This is a genomic window from Enterobacteriaceae endosymbiont of Donacia simplex (assembly GCF_012568645.1).
Taxonomy (GTDB): domain Bacteria; phylum Pseudomonadota; class Gammaproteobacteria; order Enterobacterales; family Enterobacteriaceae.
The window spans coordinates 414,269-430,263 of sequence record NZ_CP046192.1 but is presented as its reverse complement, the minus strand read 5'-3'; the positions used below and the strand labels follow the sequence as shown (position 1 = coordinate 430,263).

Annotated in this window: 12 protein-coding genes; 5 read left to right on the top strand and 7 right to left on the bottom strand. The window is 16.4% G+C overall.

All coding sequences use genetic code 11. The annotated features are described in order from the left end of the window. Position 1 precedes the first annotated feature (1 nt). The gene (gene ptsI / locus GJU00_RS02080; protein WP_168893647.1) at positions 2–1,735 is read right to left on the bottom strand and encodes a phosphoenolpyruvate-protein phosphotransferase PtsI; all 1,734 of its coding nucleotides are present in this window, start codon (positions 1,733–1,735) and stop codon (positions 2–4) included. A gap of 124 nt (positions 1,736–1,859) precedes the next feature. Next, positions 1,860–2,114 (bottom strand): HPr family phosphocarrier protein, encoded by a 255-nt coding sequence (locus GJU00_RS02075; protein WP_168893646.1) that lies wholly within the window; start codon positions 2,112–2,114, stop codon positions 1,860–1,862. Positions 2,115–2,518: 404 nt separating this feature from the next. Here GJU00_RS02075 and lysA point away from each other — a divergent pair, with 404 nt between their 5' ends. Then, positions 2,519–3,793, top strand: coding sequence for a diaminopimelate decarboxylase (gene lysA / locus GJU00_RS02070; protein ID WP_168893645.1), 1,275 nt, complete (start codon positions 2,519–2,521; stop codon positions 3,791–3,793). A 13-nt stretch (positions 3,794–3,806) separates the two neighbouring features. Here the strand turns inward: lysA and GJU00_RS02065 are convergent, their stop codons facing one another. Continuing rightward, the gene (locus tag GJU00_RS02065; RefSeq protein WP_168893644.1) at positions 3,807–4,496 is read right to left on the bottom strand and encodes a MutH/Sau3AI family endonuclease; all 690 of its coding nucleotides are present in this window, start codon (positions 4,494–4,496) and stop codon (positions 3,807–3,809) included. Between the two features lie 72 nt (positions 4,497–4,568). Here GJU00_RS02065 and lgt point away from each other — a divergent pair, with 72 nt between their 5' ends. The 4 genes from lgt to recD are packed head-to-tail and all read left to right on the top strand — an operon-like array spanning position 4,569 to position 14,021. Next, positions 4,569–5,426: a prolipoprotein diacylglyceryl transferase gene (gene lgt, locus GJU00_RS02060; RefSeq protein WP_168893643.1), complete on the top strand. Its 858-nt coding sequence runs from the start codon at positions 4,569–4,571 to the stop codon at positions 5,424–5,426. Between the two features lie 6 nt (positions 5,427–5,432). Then, positions 5,433–8,585: an exodeoxyribonuclease V subunit gamma gene (locus tag GJU00_RS02055; protein WP_168893642.1), complete on the top strand. Its 3,153-nt coding sequence runs from the start codon at positions 5,433–5,435 to the stop codon at positions 8,583–8,585. 15 nt (positions 8,586–8,600) lie between these two features. Further along, on the top strand, positions 8,601–12,140 hold the full coding sequence (gene recB / locus GJU00_RS02050; protein ID WP_168893641.1) for an exodeoxyribonuclease V subunit beta: 3,540 nt from the start codon (positions 8,601–8,603) through the stop codon (positions 12,138–12,140). 30 nt (positions 12,141–12,170) lie between these two features. Beyond that, positions 12,171–14,021, top strand: a complete 1,851-nt coding sequence (recD, locus tag GJU00_RS02045) for an exodeoxyribonuclease V subunit alpha (protein WP_168893640.1) — start codon at positions 12,171–12,173, stop codon at positions 14,019–14,021. Positions 14,022–14,046: 25 nt separating this feature from the next. Here the strand turns inward: recD and rplS are convergent, their stop codons facing one another. From rplS to rpsP, 4 genes are read right to left on the bottom strand one after another with little or no spacing between them, the layout of a single operon-like run. Continuing rightward, positions 14,047–14,403, bottom strand: coding sequence for a 50S ribosomal protein L19 (gene rplS, locus GJU00_RS02040; protein WP_168893692.1), 357 nt, complete (start codon positions 14,401–14,403; stop codon positions 14,047–14,049). A gap of 19 nt (positions 14,404–14,422) precedes the next feature. Next, positions 14,423–15,181 carry a tRNA (guanosine(37)-N1)-methyltransferase TrmD gene (trmD, locus tag GJU00_RS02035; protein WP_168893639.1) on the bottom strand — a complete coding sequence of 253 codons (759 nt, stop codon included), beginning with the start codon at positions 15,179–15,181 and terminating at the stop codon, positions 14,423–14,425. A gap of 14 nt (positions 15,182–15,195) precedes the next feature. Further along, positions 15,196–15,735 carry a ribosome maturation factor RimM gene (gene rimM / locus GJU00_RS02030; protein WP_168893638.1) on the bottom strand — a complete coding sequence of 180 codons (540 nt, stop codon included), beginning with the start codon at positions 15,733–15,735 and terminating at the stop codon, positions 15,196–15,198. Between the two features lie 16 nt (positions 15,736–15,751). Next, on the bottom strand, positions 15,752–15,991 hold the full coding sequence (rpsP, locus tag GJU00_RS02025) for a 30S ribosomal protein S16 (RefSeq protein ID WP_168893637.1): 240 nt from the start codon (positions 15,989–15,991) through the stop codon (positions 15,752–15,754). Positions 15,992–15,995: the final 4 nt, after the last annotated feature.

The window sequence follows — 15,995 nt, the reverse complement described above, 5'->3', positions numbered from 1 at the left end:
TTTACCTTCTAGAAAATTTTTTTTTTTTATTAAACTTTATTAATAAATCTTTAATATTTTTAATTGTAGGTTCTAATAAAATATTATTAGCTAATTCTTTAGCTTTAATTATTTCTATATTACGAATAATATTTTTAATTTTTGGAATGGAAATAGCACTCATACTAAATTCATTTAATCCCATACCTAATAATACAGGGATAAAAAATTCATCACTTGCTAATTCTCCACACATACCTGTCCATTTTCCTTCTGAATGTGAAGCATCTATTACTTTTTTTATTAAAAAAAGTATAGCAGGATGAATAGGATTATATAAATGTGAAATTAAATCATTACCACGATCAACAGCTAATGTATATTGAGTTAAATCATTAGTACCTATACTAAAAAAATCTACTTCTTTGATTAAATAATGAGCTATTATAGCCGAAGAAGGTGTTTCTATCATTATTCCTATAGGAATATTTGTATTAAAATCATATTTTTGTTTTTGTAATTGTGTTTTTAAATATTTTAATTCTTCCTTCAAACATAAAACTTCTTCTACTGAAATAATCATAGGAAACATAATATATAATTTACCAAATATAGATGCTCTTAAAATAGCTCTTAATTGTGCGTGTAAAATATCTTTACGATCGATACTTATTCTAATAGCTCTATAACCTAAAAATGGATTTTCCTCTTTAGGTAGATTCATATATGGTATTTTTTTATCACCTCCTATATCCATTGTTCTAATAATAACTGATTTATTCTTCATTTTTTTAGCTACAGTTTTATAAATATAAAATTGTTCTTCTTCTGTAGGTAAAGAATTACGATTCATAAATAAAAATTCTGTTCTATATAAACCAATGCCATCAGCACCATTTTCTTTAATATTACTTAACTCTTTTAATGATCCTATATTAGCACATATTTTAATTTGATAATTATCTTTAGTTTTAGCTGGTAAATTACTAATTTTTTTAAGTTTTTCTTTTTCTATCATATATTTATTAAATAATATTTTTTTTTTTTTAATTATATTTACAGAAGGGTTTATATAAATATTATTATTAATACTATCTAAAATAATATAATCATTTGTTTTAACTTTAGTAGTTATGTTTCCAGTTCCAACAATTGCTGGTATTTCTAATGAACGTGCCATTATAGCAGTATGAGAAGTTTTACTTCCTAAATCAGTAATAAATCCTAAAATTTTTTTTAAATTTAATTGAGCTGTTTCAGATGGTGTAAGATCTTTTGCAATTAAGATTACTTTTTCATTTATTTTATTTAAATTAATCATACTTAATTTTAAAATATTTTTTATTAAACGATCACCAATATCTTTAATATCAAAAATTCTTTCTTTTAAATAATCATCATTTAAATTTTTTAATTTTTTAATTTGAGAATTTATAACTGAATTTACAGCTGCATCTGCAGATAATAAATTATTTTTTATTAAAAAAATAATTTCTTTAGTCATTTCTTCATCTTCTAAAAATAGAATATATCCATCAAGAATTAATTCTTTTTCAGAATTTGTTTGTTGTAATGATTTTTTTTTTATGTCTTCTACTTGTTTTATAGATTTTTTTTGACTATTTAAAAATTTATTAATTTCTATATTTATTTGATTATGAGTTATTTTATTACGATTAATAATAATATTATCTCTCTTTAATAAAAAAGCTTTACCAAAACAAATACCAGGAGAAGCTATAATTCCTGAAATCATATTTTTTACTCCTATTATATAATAATTTATATCAAAAATTTATCCTTAGTCATAATTTTAATAATTAATTAAATTGATTAATAAAATATTTTTATGATTATAATTATAAAATTTTAATATTATTTTATAATTTTTGAATAATTTTAGTTAAATATTCAATAGCTTTTTTTTCATCTATTCCTGAAGTTTTTAAAATAATTAAAGTTCCCTTAGTTAATCCTAAAGTTTGTATTTTAAATAAACTTTTAGCATTTACAGTTTTTCCTTGAGATGTAATTGTAATATCTGATATAAAATTTTTAGCTTCTTTTACAAATATTGCTGCTGGACGAGTATGAAAACCATGAGTATTATGAATAATAATTTCTTTTTGTAACATTATTTTTCCCTAAATTTTAATATATTTTAAAATTTTTATATAATTAAAAAATTAAATTTTAATTTAATTAATAACAAATTAAATTATAATAAATTATATTAGTAAATTATATAGATAATTATTAATTATTTTAAATATTTTATTTTATAAATAACATAGATAAATTATCTTGGCTACTAAATAATTAAAGCTTTTGTTTATATTAAATATTTTATGTATTATTAAAATAATATACATTTAAATTTTAGTTAAATTTTATTTAAATAAAATTTAAAATATAATTATAATGATAAGTTAATATCTTATTTTTTAATTATATAAATATGAATATTTATATAATTAATTATTAAAATATCTGTAAAAATTTTTTAAAATGTTATATTTATAAAAATAAGGTTTTTAAAATGAAAATACAAATTTTTGATAAAAATTTTAATAAAAATAATATTACTACTGAAACAATTTTATTTTTAATAAAGAAATATAAAACTCCTTTTTGGTTATATTGTGCTGAAAATATAAAAAATAAAATTTTACAATTGAAAAAATTTGATATAATTAGATTTGCACAAAAATCATGTTCTAATATAAATATTTTAAAACTTATGAAATGTGAAGGAGTTAAAGTAGATGCTATTTCATTAGGAGAAATAGAAAGAGCTTTAATTGCTGGATATAATCCAAAAAATATAAATGATATTGTGTTTACTTCAGACATTTTTGATAAACAAACATTAAAACGTATTATTGAACTTAATATTACTGTTAATATTGGATCAATAGATATGTTACATCAATTAGGTCATATTTCAGCAGGTCATAATATATGGTTAAGAATTAATCCTGGTTTTGGACACGGACATAATAAAAAAACAAATACTGGGGGAGAAACAAGTAAACATGGTATTTGGTATACAGACTTAGAAAAGTCAATTTTTTTTATTAAAAAATATAATTTAAATTTAATTGGAATACATATGCATATAGGTTCAGGAGTTAATTATCAACATTTACAAAAAGTATGTAATTCAATGTTATATAATGTATTACAACCTTATATGCCAAAAATTAATATGATATCAGCTGGCGGAGGATTGTCTATACCTTATAAAAAAAGTGATCAAATAGTTAATACAAATCATTATTTTCAATTATGGGATAATACAAGAAATATTATTAATAATTTTTTTAAAAAAAAAATAAAATTAGAAATTGAACCAGGAAGATTTTTAGTTGCAGAATCAGGAATTTTAATTTGTCAAGTATGTGCTATAAAAAAGATAAAAAAAAAAAGATTTGTTATTGTAGATGCAGGTTTTAATGATTTAATTAGACCAGTAATGTACGGTAGTTATCATTACATATCTGCAATTTCTGAAAAAGGTGAAGATATGTCTAATTATCCAAAAATTAATACTATTATTGCAGGACCTTTGTGTGAATCAGGAGATATATTTACACAATTAGATAATGGAGAAATTTCTTTTTTTATGTTACCTATAGTAAATCTTGGTGATTATTTAGTTTTCCATGATACAGGAGCATATGGAGCTTCAATGTCTTCTAATTATAATAGTAGACCTCTAATACCTGAAATTTTAATTGAAAATAACATTCCAAAAATAATTAGACGTCGTCAAAAAATACAAGAATTAATCAATTTAGAATTATTTAAATAAAAAATTTATTAATTTATTTTATAAAATTTTTATTTTTTTTTATTAAAGAATATAAAAATTTTTTTTTTAAATATAAAGATTTAGGAATTACAGATATAATTTCACCTATATTATTTATAGTTTTAGTTAATTGTTTTTTATTTCCTTTATTTTTTACTAACAAAATATAACCATTATAAAAATTTATATATTTTATTTTTCCTAAAATTAATAATTTCATTAAATTATCCCAATCATCATGTAATTTTTTTTTTTCATTTATAGAAGGTATCCAAAAAAATGGATGACCTATTTTTCTCATAAGAATGGGAGTATTTATATTTTTAATTATAATAGGTATCCATAAAATTTTAGATAATTTATTATATAATTTACTTTGATAAAAAAATAAATTATTTTTATTAATTAAAGGTAAAGAACAAATAAAACTATCATTAATAATTTTATTATTTATATCAATCGTAATAGTTTTAATTTCTATACCAAGATGTGGAATATCTTGATTTGAAAAATTATTTTGTTTATTACCTATTAAATAAAATTCAATTAATTTACCTATTATTCCTTTATCTTTTTTAAATTTATTAGAAATTTTATAATTTAACCATCTTAAAATATCTACTATATAATATCCTGTTATTAATTTTGCTCTCAAAAAGAGAATATTTTCATTAGAAATACAAGTAGGAAAAATTTTTTTCATATATAATATAAAATTTTTATTTATAAATATATTATATAATATAATAACAAAATAAATTAATCTATAATAAAAATGTATAAAAAATATTTTATATTTCCAAATGTAAATCCAATTTTTTTGAAAATAAATAAAATTAATATTTATTGGTATGGAATTATGTATTTAATTAGTTTTATTTTTATAAAAAAAATTTCTTATATAAAAAATAAAAAAAAAAATTTTAAGAAAAAAAAAGAAATTTATAATTTATTATGTTTATGTTTTTTAGGATTATTATTAGGAGGAAAAATTGGATGTATATTAATATATCATATAAAGGATTTTATTAAAAATCCAGTTATTTTAATTCAATTTTGGAAAGGAGGAATGTCATTTTTTGGAGGTTTAATTGGTACTGTTATAATGATTTTTGTTATTTCTTATATAAAAAAAAAAAATTTTTTACAAATAACAGATTTTATAACACCTATGGTACCGATTGGACTTACAATGGGAAGAATAGGTAATTTTATTAATAGTGAATTATGGGGAAAAGTTACAAATGTACCTTGGGCTATTATATTTCCAAATTCAACTCAAAAAGATATAATATATATTCAAAAATATTTAAAATATCAAGATATATTTATATTATATGGTAATTTACCTAGACATCCTACACAAATTTATGAATGTTTTTTAGAAGGAGTTATTTTATTCTTAATATTAAATATAATATTAAAAAAAAATATTTTTATAGGATATAAGTCTAGTTTATTTTTATTTTCTTATGGTATAATGAGATTTTTTATAGAATATTTTAGAGAACCTGATATTCAATTTACTTTTTTACATAATCATATAATTTTAACTATTAATCAATTATTTTCAATAATTATGATAATTATTGGGTTAATTATTTTTATAAACAACTTATTTAATTATATATAATCTAACATGTTTACAACTTACTATTCTAATAATATTAATATATTATTAAATATAATAAAAATACAAATTGAAAAAAATCCTTTAAGAAATCCTTTGACTTCTGAAATTATATTATTTGAAAATTGTAAAAATTTTTCTCAATTAATAAAAATAAATTTTTCAAAAATTTTAGGTATATATAGTAACATAGAATTTATTTCTTTAGATAAATTTATGCATGATCTATTTATAAATATTATTCATATAATATCTCAAGATGATCTTTTATATAAAGATAATATTGTTTGGTTAATATCATTACTTATTCCTAAATTAATATATACTAAAGAATTTATAAATTTTAAAAAAAGATTTGAATCTAAAATTAAAAATTTTAATTTTTTATTTCAATTATCTACTCAAATATCTTATTTATATAATAATTATCAAAAATATAAACCAGAATTATTATTTTTATGGGAAAAAAATAAAATTTTTAATTCTTTAAATAAAGAAAATGAAATATGGCAAGCTAAATTATGGAAAACAATATTAATATATTATGAAAATATTTTAGATAAAAAATTATGGCATTATGGTAAATTATATAATTTTTACCAACAAAATAAAAAATATAAAAATTTGAAATATAATTTTTTTCCGGAAAGAATATATATATTAGATATACAAAATATTCCTTTAATATATTTAAAATTATTAGATAAATTTAAAAAATATATTGAAATACATATTTTAATGTGTAGTCCTTCAAAATATTATTGGGGGGGGATATCTAAATATACCAGTTTTAATAAAAAAAATGTTAATTTTAATACATTATTATCTTCTTGGGGTAATTATTACCTTAATAATATTAATAAATTAATAAACTTATCATCTAGATCTATTGAATCTTTTATAAAAAATAATAATTTAAATTTATTAAATAATATAAAAAACGATATTTTATTTTCAAATGAAAATAATCCAAAATTTAAAAAAAAAATTAATTATTTGGATAAATCTATTCAAATAAATATTTGTGAAGATTTATATACAGAAGTAAAATTATTATATAATAATATATTATATACTTTAAAAAAAAATCAAGATTATTTTTTACATGATATAATTGTTGTATCACCTAAATTAGAATTATATGCTCCTTTTATTAATTCAATATTTAAAAATAAAAGTATACCTATTAATATATATTCTAATTCAGAAAATTTAAAAAATTTAAATATTTTAAATAAATTTTTATTTTTATTAAATTTACCTTATAAGGATCTGATACCTAAAGAAATATTTTTTTTATTAGATGACAACCATATATCTAATAAATTTTTTTTAGATAAAAATGACATAGAATATTTAAAATATTGGATAAAAGATTTAGGTATAAAATCTAGTTTAAATATTAAAAAATTTCATAGTGTTTCTTTTCCTAAAGATCAATTTACATGGAAATTAGGTATACATCGTATATTTTTAGGTTTTTCGTTAAATCAAGATTCAGGAATATGGAAAAATTTAATTCCATATAATGTATCTACTAGTTTATCACAAAAATTATTAGAAAAATTTATTTATTTTTTATTTACATTAGAAAAATGGAAAAAAAAATTTAAGAAAAAATATGTTTTACAAAAATGGAAAACAATTTTAATAAAATTTTGTCATGATTTTTTTCCTAAAAATAAATTCATAAATCAAAATATAAATTTTATTTTAAAAAAAATTTTTTTATTTCTTAACCAAGGATTAAATGTAAAATATAATAAAAAAATTTCAATTAATATAATAATAAAAAAAGCTAATTTTTTTATTAATAAAAAAAATAAAAAATTTTTATTTTGTATAAATAAAATTAATTTTTGTCCTTTAAAAAAATTTCAAAATATATTTTTTAAAAATATTTTTATAATAGGAATGAATAATGAATTTTTTCCAATAAAAAAATATCCTTTTATATTTGATTTAATAAAAAATTATTCAAATAATGATAAGAGTTTGTTTTTAAAATTAATTATTTCGACAGAAAATAAATTATTTATTAGTTATACTAATAATAATTTAATTAATAATAATTTATCTAGTGTAGTTCAAAAATTATTGTTATATATTTCTAAAAATTATTATTTTAAAAAAACATTTATTAATAATATTCTTATTAAATATTTTTATAGAAAATATCAATATAAATATAAACAATTTTTTTATAATAAAAAAAATTGTATTGTAAAATATAATTTTTTTACTAAAACAAAATTAATAAAAATCAATAAATTAAAAATTGATAATTTAATTAATTTTTGGAAACATCCTGTTAAAGGTTTTTTTAATCAAGGATTAAAAATATATCTACAAGATTTAAATAATTTAAAAATATGTAATACAGAACCATTTACTATTAATTACTTACAAGAATATATTATAAATAAAAAAATATTACATACATTAGTTTTAAATAAAAATATTAATAATTTATACTATTATTATTTAAATAACGGTATTTTACCTTATGGTCATTATGGGAAAATATGGTGGGAGGAAAAAATATATAAAATAAATCAAATTTTCAATAATAAATTTAGAAAAAATAAATATAAAGAAAAAGTATTTACAATTAATTTAAATATTTTAAATATTATATTAGAAGGAAAAATTAAATATTTTAATTATAAAAATAATTTAATAGAATTTGAACCAAAAATAATAGATATTAAAACTATTATTGATCTTTGGCTTAAACATTTAATTTTATGTGCAAATAATATTAATAATAAAAAAATAAATTTATTTATTTATGGATTTAAACAAACAAAATATAATTTTAAATTTTTAGAAAAAGATAAAGCAATTTTTTTATTAGAAAAATATATTCATGGTTATTTATCTGGTATAAATAATCCTATTTTTCTACCAATGAAAAGTTCATGGATATGGATAAATCATTGTTATGATAAAAATAAAAAATGTATTAATGATAATTATATATTACAAAACCAAGCAAAAAAAAAATTTTTTTATTATTGGAATGGTAATAATAATATTTTTAATGAAAGTAATGATCAATATTTTAAAAAATTAAATTTTAATTTTAATGAAAAAAATTGGATAAAAATTATAAAGTTAATAAATAAATGGATGGTAAATTTACTATATTATAGTTGTTAATTTAAAATTAATAAAATGATAAAAAAATTAATAAAATTTAAAGAGTTTAATCCTTTTAAAGAAAATTTAACAGGTCAATATCTTATTGAAGCATCTGCTGGTACTGGTAAAACATTTACTATTATTATTTTATATTTAAGAATGCTTTTAGGAATGTATCAAAAAAATTGTAATATTCCATTAACTGTAAAAGAAATTTTAGTTGTAACTTTTACTGATATTGCTACTCAAGATTTATATAAAAGAATAAAAAAAAGTATTCATATTTTAAGAAAAGGATGTTTAAAAAAAAAAAGTAAGTATGAAATTATAAATAATTTTATAAAAGAAATTAAAAATCATGATATAGCTTATAATTTATTATTACAAGCTGAATTACATATGCATAATGCATCTATTTATACAATACATTCTTTTTGTCAAAAAATATTAACTTTTAAAAATTATGAAATTTATAATTTTTTTTCTAATAAAAAAATTATTAGTGATGAAACAATTTTACAAAAAGAAGCTTCTATACATTTTTGGAGAAAATATTTTTATAAATTACCAAAAAAAATAGCGAAAATAATTTTTTTTTATTGGAAATCTCCTTTTACTTTATTAGATAATTTAACTCAATTTTTATCAAAAAACCCTTTTCCAATTATAAAAAATTCTATTAAAGATAGAAATTTTGATATACAATTTTATAAAAATTTAAAATATATTAAAATAATAAAAAAAAAATGGATAAAATATAAAGATAAAATAATAAATATAATTCTTAATTCTAATATTAATAAACATATTTATAATAAAAAAACATTAAATACATGGATTAGTATTATTGATTTATGGAGTTTTACTAAAAATGAAGATAATTTTTATCCAAAGGAAATATCCAGATTTTCTCAAAAAATATTAAATAATAAAACTATTGATATTTCAAAAATTCCAAAATATATCTTATTTGAAGATATAGATATTTTTTTAAAAAAATTTATTAACCTAAAATCTTTAATAATTCTTAAAGCTATTAAATATATTAATCAATATGTTACAAAAAAAAAAAAGTTAAATAATGAAATTAGTTTTAATGATCTATTAATTATTTTAAATAAAAATTTAAATAGTAAAATTGGAATACAAATTATACAAGAAATAAAAAAATTGTTTCCTGTAATATTAGTAGATGAATTTCAAGATACAGATATACAACAATATAAAATTTTAAAAAAAATATACTTTAATAACAACAATATTGTTGTACTAATTGGAGATCCTAAACAGGCAATTTATTCTTTTAGAGGAGCAGATATTTTTACTTATTTAAAAGCTTCATCTGAAATAAAAAACCGTTATACATTAAAAAATAATTGGCGTTCATCTAGTACTATGGTAAATAGTATAAATAAAATATTTTCTTATAGATCTTATCCTTTTTTATTTAAAAATATATTATTTAATCCTATTAAATATGTAACTAAAAAATTAAATTATAATTTTATTATTAATAATAATATAAAACCTGGCCTTACTTTTTGGTTTATTGACGAAATTATTGATATAAATTTATATAAACAAAAGATGGCATATACATGTGCATATGAAATATGTCAATTAATAATTTTAGGAAAAAAAAATAGAGCATTTCTTCAAAAAAATAATAAAAATAAAAAAATTAATATTTCAGATATAACAATTTTAGTTCGAAACCGTTTTGAAGCTTTTATTTTACAAAAAGAATTTATAAAGTTTAATTTATCTTCTATTTATTTATCTAATTCAAAAAATATATTTGAAAAACAAGAAGCAAAAGAATTAGTTTTATTATTAAAAACTATTTTACAACCAAATAAAAGACAAAAAATTATTAATCTTTTATCTAGTACATTATTTAATATTGATTTATCTTTTTTTAAAAATAATAAAAAAAAAATTTACATAGAAAAAATAATTGATAAATTTATTAATTATAAATTAATTTGGGAAAAATATGGTATTTTAAATATGTTAGAAGAAATTTTTATAAAAGATGATATTTTTTATAAAATTAATATTATTAATCATATTATGGAAAAAAAAATTAAAAATATTATGTATTTAGGTGAATTAATACAAACATCTTGTATAAATATAATAAATTGTAAACAAATAATCGAATGGTTATTACAACAAATTACACATACTGATAAAAATTTATTAAATAAACAAATACAATTAAATAATGATATTAATAAAATTAAAATAATGACAATATATAAATCAAAAGGTTTACAATTTCCTATTGTTTGGTTACCATTTATTTCTTCTAATATTGTAGAATTTATAAATAAAGATGCTGTAATTTATCATGATAGAAAAACTTTTAAATTAGTTTTAGATTTTAAAATAGAAGAAGAAAGTAAAAAATTATTTTTAGAAGAATCATTTGCAGAAAATTTAAGATTATTATATGTTTCATTAACAAGATCAATCTTTCATTGTAGTGTTGGAATTTCTAATATTAAATTTTTTAATTTTAAAAAATTAAATTCATATAATAAATATTTTAATGCTTTAGATTTTTTATTAAAAAAAAAAAATAATATTTCTAATATAGATTTAAAAATAATTTTAAAAAAATTAAAAGATCAAGATATTTCTATTAAAATTATAAAAAAAAAAAACATTATAAAAATAAATAGTAAAATTTTAAAAAAAACAAATAATAAATTATTATTTACTTCTAAAATTAATAATTTTTTTTATAAAAATAAAATAATATCTAGTTATTCTCAAATTAATAAACAACAAAACAATAATTTAAATTATTTAAATATTAATTTAAAAGATGAATTTTCAAATATAAATAAAAAAAATATAAAAAAAACACAATACAATTTTCCTCATGGAAAATATATGGGAATTATTATACATAAAATTTTAGAAAAATTAGATTTTACTCAAAATATTACCAGAAAATTTATTAAACAAGAATTAATAAGAAATAATATTAATCCTATTTGGCATATTATAATAACTAATTGGTTTAATAATATTATTAAAACTCCAATAGGAAATAAAAATATTATTTTAAATCAAGTAAATAATAAAAATAAAAAAACTGAGTTTAAATTTTATTTATCAATAAAAAATTCATTTTCTTCTATAAAATATAATAATATTATAAATAAATATGATGTAATTTCTCGTAAGTTACCCAAATTAAAATTTAAAACAATTCAAGGATTTTTATTAGGTGTAATAGATTTAATTTTTCTATGGGATAAAAAATATTATATTATAGATTATAAATCAAATTGGTTAGGAGATAATTATAAAGATTATAAAAAAAAAAATATTGAAAATGATATATGTTTAAAACGTTATGATATACAATATCAAATATATTCTCTGTCTTTACATAAATACTTAAAATATCGAATTAAAAATTATAATTATAAAAAACATTTCGGAGGAATAATTTATTTATATATTAGAGGTATTTATGATAAGAGATCTAAAACTGGTATCTGGGAAACAAAATTATCTTTAAATTTAATTAATGAATTAAATAAATTATTTTTTTAAGTTTAATTTAAAAATATCAATATAAAACATATGAGTTATTTTTTAAAAAAATTATATAAAATAGGTATTATTAGACTAATTGATTTTTATTTTGCTTCTATTTTTACTTCTAATAAACAAGAATGTTTAAAATATTCAATATCATTACTGAGTAATAGTATTAGTAAAGGTAATATTTGTTTACCAATATCTAAATTATATTTAGACATACATACTAAAGATATATCTTTTTTAAAAAAAATAAAGGAAATAAATAAAGTAAAGGATTGGGAAAAAAAATTGTTTTTAAATAATAAAATTATTAGTTACGGTCAAAAAATTACTCCTATAATTTTTGAAAATAATTGTTTATATTTATATAAAATATGGGAAGAAGAAAATATAATAATTAAAAATTTTATTAAAAATAATTTTTTTTATATAGAACCCAATAAAATTAAACATATATTTAATATTTTATTTGATAATAATGATAATAAAAATATTTTTCAAAAAGAAGCATTATGTGCTGCTTTAACACATAGAATTAGTATTATTAGTGGTTCTCCAGGAACAGGAAAAACAAGTATAATATCAAAAATAATTTTTACATTTATTAAAATTTTTAAGGAACCATTAAAAATTAAAGTAGTATCAACTACTGGTAAATCATCTGTTCGATTAATTCATTCTATAAATACATTTTTTAAAAAAATATCTTTAAATTTAATGAATGAAAAGGAAAAAAAAAGTATTCCTAAAAAATCAAGTACTATCCATCATTTATTAAAAATGAATATTTATACTAAAAAAAGTTTATATAATAATCAAAATTCATTAAACTTAGACCTATTAATAATAGATGAAGCATCTATGATTGATTTTAACTTAATGTCTATTATTTTGAAAGCTTTACCTAAAAAAATAAATTTAATATTATTAGGAGATGAATATCAATTACCTTCAATAGAATATGGTAGTATGCTAAAAGATTTATGTTATTTTAAAAAATTTTTTTTTACAAAACAATATTTTTTATGGTTAAACTCTATTAATAATAATAATAAATTAAAAGAAAATTATAATATTCCTAAATTTTTTTTTCGTAATTTTATTACTGAATTACAACATAATTATAGGTATTCAATAAATTCTAACATTAATAAATTAGCTATAATGATTAAAAAAGGTAATATAAAAAAAATTAAAAAATTATTTTTAAAAAAAAATTTCGATGTTAATTTTATTAATGTAATAAATAAAAAAAAATATATATCAATGATTGATTCATTTATTCATAAATATGAAAAATATTTTGTTTTTTTAAAAAAACAAAATAATAATTATAAAAATATTTTACATTATTTTAATAATTTTCAAATTATATGTGCTATTAAAAATGGTTTATTTGGTACAAAAACCATTAATAATATTATAGAAAAAGAATTATTTAATAAAAAAAATTTAATTCATAATATTGAAAAAAATAATTGGTATATTGGTAAACCTATTATTATTACTCAAAATAATAATTTTTTAAATTTATTTAATGGAGATATTGGAATTACTTTTTTTGATAAAGTTAAAAAAAAACTAAAAATCAAATTCTTATTAGCTAATGGAAAATATAAAATTATATCTATTAAAAATTTACCTTCTTATGATATAGCGTATGCGATAACTGTACATAAATCTCAAGGATCAGAATTTAATAATATTTCATTAGTTTTACCAAATAAATTTTCTTCTATATTAACTAGAGAATTAATTTATACTGCTATTACAAGAGCTAAAAAAAAAATAAATATTTATAGTCAAAAATCAATTTTTTATAAAGCAATAAAAATTAAAATTAAAAGATATTCAAATATAAAAAGAAAAATAATTAATTATTTAAAATAATTATTAATTAATATTATTTTTTAATTTAAATTAATCGTTCCTTAATTCTCGCAGCCTTACCAGTTAATTTACGTAAATAATATAATTTTGCTTGTCTTACATGCCCTTTTTTTTTAACTATAATAGAATGAATTATTGTAGAATATAAAGGGAAGACACGTTCAATTCCAAAGCCATTTGATAATTTCCTAATTGTAAAAGAACAATTAAAACTATTTTTTTTCATTACTGAAATAACAATACCTTCAAAAGTTTGAAGTCTTTTTTTTGCTCCTTCCACTACCCAAATTTTTATTTTTAATGTATCTCCTGATCTAAATAAAGGAAATTTTTGATAATTTTTCATTTGTTTTTTTTCTAAATAATTAATTACATTATTCATTAAATCATACTCCATAATATTATTTTTTTTTAAAAAAAGAATATTTAAACTTATTAAATAAAATTTCTTCTTTTTTTGTTAATGTTTTTTTTTTAAATAAATCTGGTCTTTTTAACCATGTTATTCCTAATGATTGTTGTAATCTCCATTCTTTTATTTTTTTATGATTTCCTGATAATAATACAGAAGGAACAATATTTTTTTTTAAATTTTTTAATATTCTAGGACGAGTATAATTAGGAGATCCTAATAATCCATTATTAAAAAAAGAATCAGAATTGTTTGATGACATTGTATTTAATACACCAGGAATTTGTCTAACTAATATATCTATTAATATCATAGCAGGTAATTCTCCCCCACTAAGAATATAATCTCCAATTGAGACTTCTTCATCTACAAAATTAGTAATAATTCGTTCATCTATACCTTTATATCTTCCACAAAGAAATATCATTTTATTATACGATAATAATTTTTTAATATAAGAAATATTAATTTTTTTACCTTGTGGAGATAAATAAATTATTTTAACATTATTTTTCATTTCTAATTTTGCTTTATAAATAGATTCTATTAATGGTTCTGCTTTTAATATAACACCTCCTCCTCCTCCATATATAGTAGAATCTATCTTATTAAATTTATTTTTAATAATATTTCTAGGATTCCAAAAGCTAATATTTAATAACTTTTTTTTTATACTTTTATTAATTAATCCATATTTAATAACTGTTTTAAACATTTCTGGAAATAAACTAATAATACTAATCCACATAATTATTTTTTATTTTACTTATAAAATTGTAAATTCCAGTTTACTTTAATAATATGATTAATTAAATCAATACTTTTAATTATATTAGGTTCAATAAATGGAATTAATATTTTTTTATTTTTCACATGTAATTTATTAGATTTAATTATAATAATATCATATATTTTTGTTTCTATTATGTTTATAATTTTACCTAAATAAATTTTATTAATATTTAATACATAACATCCAATTATATCATTCCAATAATATTCTTGTTTATTTTTATATTTAATTAGTTCATACTTAAGTATATAAATTTTATGGTTAACAAAATTAATAACTTCTTTAGTTCTATTTATATTATTAATTTTAACAACAAAATACTTTTTTTTTTTTATATATTGATTAAATTTTATAAAACAAATATCTTTCATATTACTTATTATAAATAATTTTTTATAAGAAAAAAGATTTCTCTTATTTTGAGTATAAGAAAATAATCTAATCCACCCTTTTATACCATAAATTTTACCAAATTTACCTAAAACTATTTTTTCTTTTGAAATATTCATGAATAAATTTATTAATTTACTTAATTAAACTACAAACTCTTTTTGAAAGAACAGCACCTTTAGATAACCAAAAATTTATTCTGTCTTTATTAATTTTTAATATTTTTTTTTTAATATTTTTTTTTAAACCTAATGGGTTAAAATAACCTAATTTTTCTATAAAATATCCATCTCTAGAATTTCTACTATCAGTAACAACTATTTGATAAAAAGGTTTTTTTTTTGTTCCTTTTCTAGATAATCTAATTTTAACCATATTT

What these genes read in the sequence shown, in the direction of transcription:
- ptsI (WP_168893647.1), bottom strand. Translation starts at nt 1,735, where the DNA reads ATGATTTCAGGAATTATAGCTTCTCCTGGTATTTGTTTTGGTAAAGCT.
- GJU00_RS02075 (WP_168893646.1), bottom strand. Translation starts at nt 2,114, where the DNA reads ATGTTACAAAAAGAAATTATTATTCATAATACTCATGGTTTTCATACT.
- lysA (WP_168893645.1), top strand. Translation starts at nt 2,519, where the DNA reads ATGAAAATACAAATTTTTGATAAAAATTTTAATAAAAATAATATTACT.
- GJU00_RS02065 (WP_168893644.1), bottom strand. Translation starts at nt 4,496, where the DNA reads ATGAAAAAAATTTTTCCTACTTGTATTTCTAATGAAAATATTCTCTTT.
- lgt (WP_168893643.1), top strand. Translation starts at nt 4,569, where the DNA reads ATGTATAAAAAATATTTTATATTTCCAAATGTAAATCCAATTTTTTTG.
- GJU00_RS02055 (WP_168893642.1), top strand. Translation starts at nt 5,433, where the DNA reads ATGTTTACAACTTACTATTCTAATAATATTAATATATTATTAAATATA.
- recB (WP_168893641.1), top strand. Translation starts at nt 8,601, where the DNA reads ATGATAAAAAAATTAATAAAATTTAAAGAGTTTAATCCTTTTAAAGAA.
- recD (WP_168893640.1), top strand. Translation starts at nt 12,171, where the DNA reads ATGAGTTATTTTTTAAAAAAATTATATAAAATAGGTATTATTAGACTA.
- rplS (WP_168893692.1), bottom strand. Translation starts at nt 14,403, where the DNA reads ATGAATAATGTAATTAATTATTTAGAAAAAAAACAAATGAAAAATTAT.
- trmD (WP_168893639.1), bottom strand. Translation starts at nt 15,181, where the DNA reads ATGTGGATTAGTATTATTAGTTTATTTCCAGAAATGTTTAAAACAGTT.
- rimM (WP_168893638.1), bottom strand. Translation starts at nt 15,735, where the DNA reads ATGAATATTTCAAAAGAAAAAATAGTTTTAGGTAAATTTGGTAAAATT.
- rpsP (WP_168893637.1), bottom strand. Translation starts at nt 15,991, where the DNA reads ATGGTTAAAATTAGATTATCTAGAAAAGGAACAAAAAAAAAACCTTTT.